The sequence below is a fragment of the Desulfosporosinus sp. Tol-M2 genome (assembly GCF_059735615.1).
The window spans coordinates 1-11,847 of the sequence record NZ_JCAIJG010000174.1 but is presented as its reverse complement, the minus strand read 5'-3'; the positions used below and the strand labels follow the sequence as shown (position 1 = coordinate 11,847).

The window sequence follows — 11,847 nt, the reverse complement described above, 5'->3', positions numbered from 1 at the left end:
GGGAAAGACTCGAGGGGATTGTGGCTCGCGCTGCCGCCTTAAAGGAACGCCTAAGGGAGCTCAAACAAGACCTTTAAGCAATTCACTTTGAAGCGGCGAAACAGGAGGAAAACGGGGCATGTGCCATAACGATCTGGAGAAGGACTATCAAGAGAGCTTGGAATACCTTGTCAACCTGACCACGTTTGGTATAAATTTAGGGTTGGGGCGTATGCAGGAACTTTTCAAGCGCTTAGGAAACCCGGAAAAAGCCCTGCGCGTGGTCCATGTGGGGGGGACAAACGGCAAGGGGTCAACAACAGTCATGATCGCCCGTATTTTGCAGGAAGCCGGCTACAAGGTTGGGGTTTTCACCTCACCCCATTTGCATGATTGGCGCGAGCGTATGGTAATTAATGACCAGATGATTCCTAAGGAAAAAGTCATTCGGGCGCTTAGTCGTCTGCGCCCATATTCGGAAGCCATGGTCGCCGAAGGGTTTGAGCATCCGACCGAGTTTGAGGTAAGTACTGCGCTGGCTTTACTCTATTTCGCAGAGGAAAACGTCGATTTTGCTGTGCTTGAAGTTGGACTTGGTGGGGCAATCGATTCAACGAATGTGGTTTCCCCCCTGATCTCTGTGATTACGAATATTGGTATGGATCACATGGATTATTTGGGAAATGATCTGATCTCCATTGCCAAGGTCAAAGCGGGAATCATTAAACCGCACTCGATTGTCGTAACGGCGTCTGAAAATCCGGACGTGATTCACGTCTTTCGTGAACAGGCGAAAGCCGTGGGCGTTCCGCTTTGTTTGGTGGGGGAAGATGTCCGCTGGGAAAGCACATGGAGTGGAGAGCTTGAGCAGGAATTTACTCTCCGAGGATTGAACGCCACCTATTCAAATCTGCGCCTGCCCTTAATCGGATTCCACCAACTTCGCAATGCGGCAACAGCAGTAACAGTCTGTGAAATATTGCAAACTAAGTACGGAGTACATATACCCCAGGAGGCAATTTACGCCGGCTTACGCGAGATAAAGTGGCCGGGACGGCTGGAGCTGCTTTCCTTAAAGCCTAAAATCCTTTTGGATGGGGCTCATAATCTGGACGGAGCTCGGGCCCTGGTGCAAGAGATCCCGCTTTATTCACGGGATCACCTCATCCTCTGTTTAGGGATGTTGGCGGACAAAGAACGGGAAAAAGTCGTTAATATGCTTGTGCCTCTGGCGGACGAAATCATTATCACCCGTCCGAATTCACCGCGTGCGGGGGATTGGAGAGCTCTGGGGAGTTTGGCTACACAACATGGGCGGCCTGTAACCTGCATTGAAGACCCAAAAGAAGCGGTTATTTTTGCCCTCTCGCGTCTAAAAGAAAATGATATGCTCTGCGTAACCGGTTCAATCTATATGCTGGCAGATGCTCGCCTTGCTTTGATAAATGAATTGAAACATAAACTCTTTGTTAAGAAGAATCTCCTCTAACTTAACAAACTTAACAACTTAACATAGAATTAACACAAATTTCCCTGGGATTTGATATAATGCTCCTTGGAATGAAACCATACTACCCATAACGTTCGTACTTCTAGTTGGAAGTTACGAAATTCGTTAGCATGAGACTGTTTCCGTGGCTGCCTGAGAAAATTTGTAGGGTGGGGGTTATTTTCATGTTTGGTTTATCACCAAAAGAAGACCGATTTTATCTTCTTTTCACACAAAGTACCGAAATCATCACTAAATCACTCAAAAGGCTCCAAGGGATTATGCAGCAAGATTGTGTATCCGCCGAAGACACTGCTCAAATGAATCGTTTCGAACATGAAGCAGACAATGTCACCACGCAAATCTTGGAGCGGCTGAGTTCCACGTTAATTACTCCGATGGACCGGGAAGATATTTATAAACTGGCTCAAGTTCTCGATGATATTGTCGACCTCGCCGACGGGATTGTCGAACGCATGCATCTCTACCACACAGTTAAACCATCGCTGGGAACACAGGAACTTACCCATCTGGTGGGTTTGGCAGCTGAGCAAATTCAGATTGCCTTCTCTGGGTTAGGGAACATCCATTTTCAAAAAACTAAAATTTTGGCTGCAGCTGAAGAGATCTATCACCTGGAAATCGCAGGGGACAAGCTTTACCGTCAAGAAGTAGCTCGTTTGTTCGAATACGAGGAAGACCCGATTGAGATCATCAAATGGAAAGAGATTCTGGAGCAAATCGAAACCACGTTAGATCATAGTGAAGCCATTGCCGATCTTCTCAAAAGCGTGGTCTTAAAATATGACTAGTATCGGCGCGATGTTAGTAGTGGTGGTTTTTTTAGCCTTGGCATTCGACTACATCAATGGGTTTCATGATACCGCCAATGCCATTGCTATTAGTGTTTCGACAAGGGCTATAACACCGAAACGAGCTGTGATTTTGGCTGCCTTCTTAAATCTTGGGGGGGCTCTCTTTAGTACCGGGGTTGCCCAAACCATTGCGAAAGACATTATTTCACCAAAATTAGCGACTCAAGAGGTCGTGATTGCCGCCTTGCTGAGCGCGATTATCTGGAACCTTATCACCTGGTATTTTGGAATTCCAAGCAGTTCTTCGCATGCGATTATTGGCGGAATGGCCGGAGCAGCAATTTCTAAAGCAGGATTTAGTATTTTGCAGTGGTACGGTTTAGGGAAAATCCTGGCTGCCCTAATTCTTTCCCCGATAGCTGGGATAATTTTAGGTTTCATAATTATGAAGATAATGTTTTTCATTTTTGGTAGCTTTTCACCGTCCCGAGTCAATCATGGCTTTAAGAAAATGCAATTATTAGCTGTAGGAATGCTAGCCTTTACCCACGGGTCCAATGATGCCCAAAAATCAATGGGGATTATCACGATGGCCCTCATAGCCGGGGGATTGCAAGCCCAAACTGACCTTATCCCGCCATTTTGGGTAAAAACAGCTTGTGCCTTGGCGATGGCCGCGGGTACCGCTATGGGAGGGTGGAGGATCATTCGCACTATGGGGGATAAAATTTTCAAACTAGAGCCCATAAGCGGGTTTACTGCAGATTTAACAGCCTCACTTGTTATCTGGTCAGCGACCGCATTCCCAGGTCTGCATCTCCCTGTTTCCACGACCCATGTCGTTTCGGGTTCCATTATGGGGGTGGGGTCTGCCAAACGGATTTCCGCCGTGCGATGGGGGGTAGCCCAACAAATGCTCATCGCTTGGCTGGTGACGATACCCACAACAGCCCTTTTGGCAGCTCTCTTTTATACGTTGTTGATGAAAGTTCTCTAGCCTGCGTACTTGGGTCTATTTCCTTCGTATTAAGGTCTATTTCCTTCATGTCCAACATATCTTCCCGTAAAAGGGTTGTCCGAAGTGGCGTGGAAGGGAATGGGGTATGTGAGGCGTTCAGAACGCATTCGAGTTGTTGTTGTCCTGATCGTGGGGCTAATGGCTATAGGTTTTCTGACCTGGGGGGTGGGTAAGATTTATTTGGAAATCGTAGGGCAAGCTAGCGGTGAGAAGGCTGAAGCCGTGCAATATCGCAGCAGAGACGCTAATCCGCTGCCAGACATCGTTTTGACCCTTCCAGAAGTGAAATTCTGGACTTGCCAGGTCGGGGTCTTTCAAAGTGAGAGTAACGCTCAATTGAGAAAAGAGCAGCTTAGGGTGTCGAATCTTAATGCCGAAGTGATCCGCACCGATCCTTGGACAGTAGGGATTGGTTTTGGTCATTCTGCAGATGAGCTTAAGGGATTGCGACAATCCCTTGCCGATAAGGAAATTTCCACAGTTCCAAAACAAGTCCTACTTCCGGAGAGGTCATTTCGTGTCGTCGGTAATGCTTCGCAACTGACGGCGGAACTTTTAACAAACGTCAATTCCATACTCCAGGAGGGGTTGACAGCAGAAGCCCTGATTAAAGAAAAGCAGGCCTGGAACGCCTTGGCTGGGGATTATCCGCCAAAAGAATTGGAAGGACTCCATCAATTTTATTGTAAGGTTCGCGAAAAAACCACTTTTGAAGACCAAAAAACTTTAATGCTATCATTATTTATTGAATCCCAGATGGTTATAAATAGGCTTTCCGGTAAATAATTACTAATAAAGGAGATTAATCCTATAATTAGACATGAATAAATTGCGTTTTTACTTGTTAGTGATATAATTAACTATCTATACAATTATCAAGAATATCAGCTGAGAAAGGAGTGAACCAATTTGAAAACTCTAAAAATTCCGGAAGCAACTATTATTAGACTTTCAGTCTACTCGCGCTATCTGACTGAAGTCGATCGAAAAGGGATAATAACTATCTCCTCGAGAGATATTGCGGAGGGAGTCGGTGTTAGCCCGGCACAAGTGCGCAAAGATTTAGCCTACTTTGGAGAGTTTGGGACGAGGGGTGTTGGCTATAATGTCAAAGATCTTCGTCAACATATTTTGAGGATCCTCGGTTTAAGCGTTGATTGGAGTGTCTCCTTGGTTGGGGCGGGAAACTTAGGATTGGCCTTAAGTACCTATAAAGGATTCCGGAAACGGGGTTTTATCATCACCAGTATTTTTGACACGGATCCCCAAAAAGTGGGAACCATGGTCGGCGACGTGGAAATTATGCCTATCGAGCGACTGGTTGAGGTCGCCAAACAAAACCGCACACAGATTGGTATTGTAGCCGTGCCTGCGTCCGCCGCTCAAGAAGTCGTTGATCAATTGATTAAAGCTGATGTGAAAGCCATCCTGAACTTTGCGCAGGTCGTCTTGAATGTCCCTCCGGAGATTGAGCTCCGGAATGTGGATCTGGTGGTAAACCTTGAAGTGTTGACATTTAATGTCAGTGCGCAAAGGTGATAGGAAGAAGTTTCTTACGCCTTATCATCTGCGCTCATGACGCGATTCCTCTCTCCGTGCTTCCTAAGCTAAGAAACTTCCTCTAGCTTGGGTCGCCGGGGGAGTGGAACTGTGGTGGGGGGTTTTGGTGTTGAACGTGCAATTCATTTCATGCATTAATTGTTGAACATAAATATTATGTGTCGTATAATAGCAATATAAGAAGTGTGTCTAGGGTTCCGCCGAAAGGGTCTGGACCGAGCGATACAGGTTGGAAGGTGCCAACTACACCGTGTGGGAAAAAAACCCCGTGGCAAGTTCTTGGGAACTGTCACGGGGTTATTGTTTGATCTTTGTTAAGTGAAAGAGGTGGAGAAGAATGAATCAAATCCAAAGAAAGAAGAAAATTACGGTTTACGATACTACGTTGCGAGATGGAGCTCAGGGAGAAGGAATTCATTTTTCAACACAAGATAAGCTAAGTTACATAAAGCGAATTGAAGAGATGGGATGTCTTTTTGTGGAAGCGGGTTGGCCAGGTGCAAACCCGCGGGATGTGGAATTTTTCCGGCAAGTTCGCGACTTACACCCTTCCCAGGCGCGCATTGTCGCTTTTGGGAGCACATGCAAAGTTAAGGAGTCTCCGGAAAAGAGCGAAATTTTGCAAAAACTCCTAGCATCAGGAGCGGATACAATTACGATTTTCGGAAAGGCTTGGGATCTACATGTTAGAGATGTTTTACGGACGACCTTAAAGGGGAACCTGCGTATGATTCGAGAGTCGGTTTCTTTTTTGGTTAGCCAAGGACGTGAAGTATTTTTTGATGCTGAACACTTTTTCGATGGACTCAAGGAAAATCCGGACTATGCGCTAAAGTGTATTGCCGCAGCCCTTGAAGCGGGGGCGAAAATCGCTATCTTATGCGATACCAAYGGAGGAAGTTTGCCTGAAGAGATAGCACAAGGTGTAAAGGCGGTGATGGTTGAATTTGCACTCCAAGAACTAGGAATTCATGTCCATAATGATAGAGGTCTCGCCGTTGCCAATACCTTTGTGGCAGTTGAAGCTGGGGTGACCCAAATTCAGGGGACTTGGAATGGGTTTGGGGAACGATGTGGCAATGCCAATTTAAGCACTCTCATTCCATTGCTGCAGCTTAAGGGGGACTATACGGTCGTTTCAGATTCAGCCTTGTTAAAAATAACTTCCTTTTCCCGCTTCGTTGCCGAGTTATCCAACGCACCCTTCGATGAGAGGCAGCCGTATGTTGGTCGCAGTGCCTTTGCGCATAAAGCGGGCATGCATGTGGATGCGATTCTCAAAAACCAACGGACCTTTGAACACATAGATCCGGCCGGGGTAGGAAATGAACGAAGAATATTAATTTCTGATCAAGCCGGGAAGGCCAATATTCTAGATCGCTTGCGGCGTTTTGAACCGATGGTTAGTAAAGACGACCCACGAGTTGAGAAAGCCATGACCAGGATCAAGAAGTTAGAGCATAGCGGGTTTCAATTCGAAGCAGCTGAAGGGAGCCTCGATCTCTTACTATTAAGGATACTTGGGGAGTTAACCACTCCACCCTTTGAAGTTTTAGATTATCATGTCTGGAGTGACCCCTTGCGAGGAGAGCTTGATTCTGTCGCAGTAGTCAAAGTTAAAGTTGGCTTGGAAACAGTCCAAATCGCAGCTGAGGGATGTGGACCGGTGAATGCCCTGGATACGGCATTACGACAGGCTCTCATTAAGTTCTTTCCGATTTTAGAGGAAAGTGAGCTAGTGAATTATAAGGTGAGAGTTCTAGATGGTTCGCGTGGAACCGAAGCTATAGTTCGCGTCATTATTGATACGCGCCTGAAACACGAAGTTTGGGGTACGATCGGGGTATCAAATAATATATTGAAGGCCAGTGCTCAGGCATTACTTGATGCGATCAATTGGACAATTTGGAGAGGGTCGGCGAGGGGTATATGACTCGTACTATGTACAAAGGAACGATGATTTGCGGAGGGGAAGAGTATGCGACAAGAAAAGGATTTAATAGGGGTTCATGAAGTACCGGATGACGTGTATTACGGAATTCAAACAGTACGTGCTACAGAGAACTTTCCGATGACGGGGTATCACCCGCATCGGGAATTGATCAGGGCTATGGGTATGGTTAAAGGTGCGGCAGCCGAAGCCAATATGCATATTGGGGCCTTAAGTCCTGAAATTGGAAAAGCTATAGTCGAAGCGTCAAGGGAATTAATCGAGGGCTTGTTGCACGATCAATTTGTGGTCGATGTGATTCAGGGTGGAGCAGGCACGTCCGTAAATATGAATGCCAATGAGGTGATCGCTAACCGGGCGATTGAACTCCTTGGTGGGAAAAAGGGTGAGTATCATAAAGTACATCCGAATACCCATGTGAACATGGCTCAAAGCACCAATGATGTTTTCCCCACAGCAATGCGTATCGCGAGCTTAAATGTGGCTCATGACTTGCTCGAAGCTCTCGACAAGTTGCGCCAATCCTTCGAGGATAAGGCTCAAGAGTTTGATGGTGTCATTAAGATGGGGAGGACGCATTTGCAAGACGCCGTTCCTATACGGCTTGGTCAGGAGTTCGCAGCGTATGCTCTCATGCTGGGACGTGATCATAGGCGCATCAAACGGGCAATCCGAGCGCTAGAGGTTATGAATATGGGAGCAACGGCGATAGGCACTGGGCTAAATGCTGATCCCGAGTATACTAAAAATGTGGTCCTGCGCTTACGTGAGTGGACACAATTACCTATGCGAAATGCCGAAAACCTAGTGGATGGGACTCAGAATACAGATACGTTCATGGTAGTTTCCGGGTCGTTGCGAATCTTAGCAGTCAATCTTTCCAAAATAGCGAATGATCTGCGCCTGTTGGCTTCCGGTCCTCGGACCGGATTGAATGAAATTAATTTACCACCTATGCAACCAGGATCCTCCATTATGCCGGGAAAAGTCAATCCAGTGATGGCGGAAGTCGTTAATCAAGTGGCCTTTCAGGTTCAGGGAAATGATTATACGATCGCGCTGGGGTGTGGGGCTGCACAACTGGAACTTAATGCCATGGAACCGGTCATGGTCTTAAATTTGCTCCAATCTTTGGACATCCTGAGCAACGTGTTGCGTGTCTTCAGGGACCGGTGTGTCGTAGGCATCACCGCGAACGTCGGACGTTGCCGCGAAATGGTAGAAAACAGTGTCGGCATCGTGACGGCTATTAGCCCCCATGTGGGTTACGATGTGGCATCAAACGTAGCCAAAGAGGCGACCATAAGTGGCCGATCAGTCCGTGACATTTGTCTGGAAAAAGGAGTTCTGACGAAAGAAGAACTCGATCTGATCCTGAACCCATATGAGATGACCAACCCGGGTGTTGCGGGTGGTGTGCTTCTTAAATCGTCGGGAGTCAAGGGGATGCCTTGAATGCCTTGCGTAAGAAATACTGGCAGCCATAGACAATTAACTAAAGTACTTCGCCCCGGAAGAAGGGGTTTAGATTGAGTGAACCCGTTCAACTAAAGTTGAATATTGAGTCTTAGGTGGGGGAGTCTCCCGACTGGATCAAATAGTTATACAGTACTCCAATTCGAGAGTCTTGTTCGAGTTTGGAGTACTTTTTCGATGGTGAGAAGGGACCATCGCCAAGTATGGTAAGATGTCGGTTGGCGATAGACGAGGCGAGGATTGTAAACGCAAGTTTCTCAAGAATAGAAATAGAATAGTGTCAACCTTGCGTAGTAATGGCGAAAATGCTACACTTATATGTAATAACATAGGGAATTATGGGTTCAAGGCTAAATTTCTTGGGATGGAAGGGGGAAAGGCTGTGGGGCGAAATTCCTTGGGAGCAGGGAGAACGGTTTTGCTCATTTTGATCGGTGCTGCTCTTGGAACTTTGGTTGGATTTGGCTTAGAAAAATACGGCATTCTTGCTCCGTTTTTACGCCCGGCAGTCATTGATGTACCCTCTCATACTTACATAGATTTCTTTTTTCTCTCGCTTTCCTTTGGTTTTCGCTTGAGTATAACCATTGCGACGATTTTGGGAGCACTTGGGGGATATTTTTTGTCTAGGANNANGGTGTAAGATGCTTATACTTGCTTCTTCATCCCCACGGAGGGCTATGTTACTTCGCAAGGGAGGATATCCCTTTGAAACTGTTAAGGTTTCTGTTTCAGAAGAATTGCCGGAAGGAATGAGGCCGGAGACTGGGGTTAGAGAGTTAGCTGTACGCAAAGCCCAAGCGGGTTTAACTTACTGGTTAGCTCAGGGGGGAGACATTCAGGATGTTATTATGGGGGCGGACACGATGGTGGTCCTTGACGCCCGCATTTTAGGAAAACCAGAAACACAGGCGGAAGCAGAGGAAATGCTGCTAAGCTTAAGTGGTCGGACCCATGTCGTTTTAACCGGTGTGGCGTTGATTTCCGGTTCGGGAAGACTGGTTTCAGACGTGGTAGAAACAGTCGTGCGTTTTCATCAACTTGGAGTGGATGACATTAAGGCGTATGTGGCCAGTGGAGAAGCGATGGACAAGGCAGGAGCCTACGGGATTCAGGGGGATGCTGGGAAATTTGTCGAGTACGTTGAGGGGTCATTGACTAATGTCATTGGCTTACCCATGGAATATCTCTCGGAATGTCTTAGGGCGTGGGGGATTGAGCAGACGGAAGGAGTTTTTATATACCATGTTTAATTTTTTTAGCAATGACTTGGGAATAGATTTAGGAACAGCCAATACATTGGTTTATATTAAAGGAAAAGGGATAGTTGTACGGGAACCCTCCGTGGTGGCGATGGATATAACGACAAAGGCTTCTCTGGCCGTTGGTGACAAAGCCAAGGATATGATCGGTCGGACTCCAAGTAATATCATAGCGATTCGGCCCTTGAAAGATGGGGTTATTTCTGATTTTAATGTTACCCAAAAAATGCTGAAATATTTTATTGGTCGAGCACTTGGTACAGAACACCCTTTTATTCGTCCACGCGTGGTTATTTGTGTACCTTCAGGTGTTACCCAAGTTGAGGAACGGGCGGTTAAAGAGGCGGCTATGGCAGCTGGTGCGAAAGATCCGATTATTTTGGAAGAACCTATGGCAGCAGCCATAGGAGCAGGCCTTCCGGTCAGTGAACCGACTGGGAATATGATCGTAGACATTGGGGGCGGGACAACGGAAGTAGCCGTTATTTCCTTGGGTGGAATTGTAACAAGTCGTTCCATTCGAGTGGCTGGTGATGAAATGGATGATTCTATCATCGCCCAGATTAAGAGGCGATATAATTTAATGATCGGTTATCGTACGGCAGAATCACTCAAACTTGAAATCGGGTATGCGTATAAGTCTGAACCTGGAACTAATATAGTGCGCGGGCGGGATTTATTAACGGGACTTCCGAAAACCATTGAAGTCACCTCAGAAGAAATTCAAGATGCTTTGCAAGAGCCGGTCATGGCCATTGTCGATGCCGTGAAATCGTGTTTGGAAAAAACCCCGCCGGAATTGTCATCGGACATCATGGACCGCGGAATTATGATGGCAGGTGGTGGCTCTTTACTTCGTAACCTGGATCTATTGATCTCGGATGAAACGGGTATTGCAGTACACTTGGCGGAGGATCCGCTATCCTGTGTCGTTATCGGAACTGGGCATGTACTGGAACATGCAGAAATTCTTCGTAGAATAGCCGACTCGCAAAAGAGTTAACTACAGCGGGGAGGAATTAGGGTGGGGAAAAGAGTTAATGTAACGGGAATTGCGGTTCTCGTTTTCTTTCTTTTGTTAAGCGTACTTATCAGTATCCGGTTAACAGGACTGGGTAGCAATTTTCCCAACCCAGTGGGGGGATTTTTGCAGAGCGCCTTGAGCCCGTTAGAAAAAACAATTTTTCAGTTGGGGAACGGAATCCGGGATAATACGAGGGTAATTTGGGACTTCCGAAGAGTGCAGCTTCAAAATGAAGCCCTTCTCAAGAAAGTAGACCAGTTAACAGGCGATAATTTAAAACTAAAAGGACAAGTTCTGGCCGGTATGCGCTTTACGGAGCTCGAGCAGGGGCAGTTTCAAAATCCGACGCTTGAGAAGTATGAAAAGGTCGGGGCTAGTGTTATTAATCGTAATCCCACCACTTGGTATCTGACCTTGACATTGAACCGTGGAAGCAAGGATGGAATTAAGGTGAATGACCCGGTCGTCGGAGCTTTGGGACTGATAGGAAAGGTGATTTCCGTCTCGCCGACCACCGCTGAAGTCTTGTTAATCCTTGATGGAGAAGGACAGGTTAGTGCACTTGTGCGCAACGGCTCAGGCAATGGAATCTTCGGTATTGTCCAAGGGACCTATAAGCGCGGTTCCCGTTTGACTTCAGAAGGGAATATGCAAATGCTCTTTCGAAGAGAAGATAATGTCAATGTTGGAGACCTCGTGCTGACGTCAGGGATTGGAGGGGTTTACCCCAAAGATGTCCCAATCGGAGAAGTTGTGGAAATCAAGCTTGACCCTACAGGCTTGCTTAAAACTGCTTTTATTGAACCTTTGGTTAACTTTGATACTCTGGAAGAGGCTTATATTATAAAAATGGTGGGGGGAAAATAATGCGTTATGTTTTGATTGCAATAATGTTTCTCCTGAGCCTGATTTTACCGGGAACGGTCTTTCACTTCTGGTCCTGGTCAGGGATTAAGCCTGATTTACTCATGTTACTCACGATCTATATTGCCATGCACCATCGTCTCCCTTCCGGTGTGCTTTGGGGACTGGGCGCAGGTTTATTAGAGGACTTATATTTGGGGCGCTATATTGGCATGTATACGCTTACGCTTGCGGTGGTTGCTTTTTTAAGCTATTTGCTAACACCATATTTGTATTTGGATAATTTACTTCTAACTCCGTTTTTGGCTTTTTTTGTTACCGCAGAGGGGAAAATGTTGTTCGCCTTTTTGAATCTTTGTGCAGGGCTTTAATGGTCACCGAGGGAATACTAACCGTTGGTTATTCAAGG

Annotated in this window: 12 protein-coding genes; all 12 read left to right on the top strand. The window is 46.5% G+C overall.

Annotation, left to right across the window (positions count from 1 at the left end; all coding sequences use genetic code 11):
• Nucleotides 1-118: 118 nt before the first annotated feature.
• The 12 genes from AC6I5A_RS12915 to mreD all read left to right on the top strand — a co-directional run bounded on the left by AC6I5A_RS12915 (nucleotide 119) and on the right by mreD (nucleotide 11,809).
• Nucleotides 119-1,468: a bifunctional folylpolyglutamate synthase/dihydrofolate synthase gene (locus AC6I5A_RS12915; protein WP_034616736.1), complete on the top strand. Its 1,350-nt coding sequence runs from the start codon at nucleotides 119-121 to the stop codon at nucleotides 1,466-1,468.
• Nucleotides 1,469-1,653: 185 nt separating this feature from the next.
• Nucleotides 1,654-2,280, top strand: coding sequence for a DUF47 domain-containing protein (locus tag AC6I5A_RS12910; RefSeq protein WP_034616735.1), 627 nt, complete (start codon nucleotides 1,654-1,656; stop codon nucleotides 2,278-2,280).
• The gene (locus AC6I5A_RS12905) at nucleotides 2,273-3,280 is read left to right on the top strand and encodes an inorganic phosphate transporter (protein ID WP_034616733.1); all 1,008 of its coding nucleotides are present in this window, start codon (nucleotides 2,273-2,275) and stop codon (nucleotides 3,278-3,280) included. Before AC6I5A_RS12910 ends, AC6I5A_RS12905 begins: the two co-directional genes overlap by 8 nt.
• 84 nt (nucleotides 3,281-3,364) lie before the next feature.
• Nucleotides 3,365-4,087, top strand: coding sequence for an SPOR domain-containing protein (locus tag AC6I5A_RS12900; protein WP_497900755.1), 723 nt, complete (start codon nucleotides 3,365-3,367; stop codon nucleotides 4,085-4,087).
• A gap of 123 nt (nucleotides 4,088-4,210) precedes the next feature.
• On the top strand, nucleotides 4,211-4,840 hold the full coding sequence (locus AC6I5A_RS12895; protein WP_034616730.1) for a redox-sensing transcriptional repressor Rex: 630 nt from the start codon (nucleotides 4,211-4,213) through the stop codon (nucleotides 4,838-4,840).
• A 358-nt stretch (nucleotides 4,841-5,198) separates the two neighbouring features.
• Entirely contained in the window at nucleotides 5,199-6,794 is a 1,596-nt protein-coding gene (gene cimA / locus AC6I5A_RS12890; protein WP_034616727.1) for a citramalate synthase, read from the top strand.
• 45 nt (nucleotides 6,795-6,839) lie between these two features.
• On the top strand, nucleotides 6,840-8,267 hold the full coding sequence (aspA, locus tag AC6I5A_RS12885; RefSeq protein ID WP_034616724.1) for an aspartate ammonia-lyase: 1,428 nt from the start codon (nucleotides 6,840-6,842) through the stop codon (nucleotides 8,265-8,267).
• A 385-nt stretch (nucleotides 8,268-8,652) separates the two neighbouring features.
• Nucleotides 8,653-8,931 carry a DUF4321 domain-containing protein gene (locus AC6I5A_RS12880; protein WP_034616740.1) on the top strand — a complete coding sequence of 93 codons (279 nt, stop codon included), beginning with the start codon at nucleotides 8,653-8,655 and terminating at the stop codon, nucleotides 8,929-8,931.
• 1 nt (nucleotide 8,932) lies between these two features.
• Nucleotides 8,933-9,541 (top strand): Maf family nucleotide pyrophosphatase, encoded by a 609-nt coding sequence (locus tag AC6I5A_RS12875; protein WP_052168096.1) that lies wholly within the window; start codon nucleotides 8,933-8,935, stop codon nucleotides 9,539-9,541.
• A complete protein-coding gene (locus AC6I5A_RS12870) occupies nucleotides 9,534-10,553 on the top strand; it encodes a rod shape-determining protein (RefSeq protein ID WP_034616721.1) in 1,020 nt (339 codons plus the stop codon). The genes AC6I5A_RS12875 and AC6I5A_RS12870 overlap by 8 nt, the downstream gene beginning before the upstream one ends.
• A gap of 21 nt (nucleotides 10,554-10,574) precedes the next feature.
• Nucleotides 10,575-11,441 carry a rod shape-determining protein MreC gene (mreC, locus tag AC6I5A_RS12865; protein WP_034616719.1) on the top strand — a complete coding sequence of 289 codons (867 nt, stop codon included), beginning with the start codon at nucleotides 10,575-10,577 and terminating at the stop codon, nucleotides 11,439-11,441.
• A complete protein-coding gene (gene mreD, locus AC6I5A_RS12860) occupies nucleotides 11,441-11,809 on the top strand; it encodes a rod shape-determining protein MreD (protein WP_497900754.1) in 369 nt (122 codons plus the stop codon). The genes mreC and mreD overlap by 1 nt, the downstream gene beginning before the upstream one ends.
• Nucleotides 11,810-11,847: the final 38 nt, after the last annotated feature.